Source organism: Roseburia sp. TF10-5, assembly GCF_003462365.1.
Lineage (GTDB): Bacteria > Bacillota > Clostridia > Lachnospirales > Lachnospiraceae > Roseburia > Roseburia faecis.
This window is the reverse complement of the sequence record NZ_QTYW01000050.1, coordinates 1-806: the sequence shown is the minus strand read 5'-3', so window position 1 is coordinate 806 and position 806 is coordinate 1. Positions and strand designations below refer to the sequence as shown.

Here is an 806-nt window from a genome sequence, read left to right as displayed (position 1 = left end):
AAATCCGGTCTGCACCAGCACGCTGTCTATGCTTTGTTAAAAGAAGCACCTTCTCCTAAAGAGATTGCTTCTATGCATATGACTCATCTGGCAAATCTGCTCAAAGTGAACTCGCACGGACACTTTACCAAAGAGCTGGCCAAAGAATTAAGAGTTCTCGCACAGAAGTCTGTCGGTGCAAACGACAGCGCTATATCTATTCAGATAACTCAGACAATTCAACAAATCGAGTTACTGGATAGCCAATTAGAAAAGATTGAAGCTGAGATGACGGATATCATGAAATTCAACGATTCTGTCATCATGACCATTCCTGGTATCGGATATATCAATGGTGGAATGATTCTTGGTGAAATAGGTGATATTCACCGTTTCTCCAATCCTAACAAGCTGCTTGCTTTTGCCGGTTTGGATCCTTCTGTTTATCAGTCTGGTAACTTTCAGGCTAAGACAACAAGGATGTCCAAACGTGGCTCTCGTGTTTTACGATATGCCCTTGTAAATGCAGCTTGGAACGTTGTCAGAAACAACGCAACCTTCAAGGCTTATTATGATGCCAAGAGGGCTGAAGGCCGGTCTCACTACAATGCACTTGGGCACTGTGCCGGCAAGCTTGTCAGAGTCATCTGGAAGATGCTCACTGACGAAGTAGAATTCAACCTCGAATAAGAGGTCTGTATACCAATATCGATAGATTTTGAAAAAGCACCCTAAGGGAGCTCTATTAAAGTTACCCTTTTTTACCACCGATATGAAAAAGAAATTTTTTGCTAATTTATGGTTGACTTTTCATAGCTGGTCTCCTT

The 806-nt window shown here is 42.1% G+C and carries 1 protein-coding gene; it reads left to right on the top strand.

Going from position 1 to position 806, the window contains the following annotated elements:
* The coding region (locus DXD06_RS16930) for an IS110 family transposase (protein ID WP_117833217.1) at window positions 1–669 on the top strand (669 nt) is incomplete at its 5' end.
* Window positions 670–806: the final 137 nt, after the last annotated feature.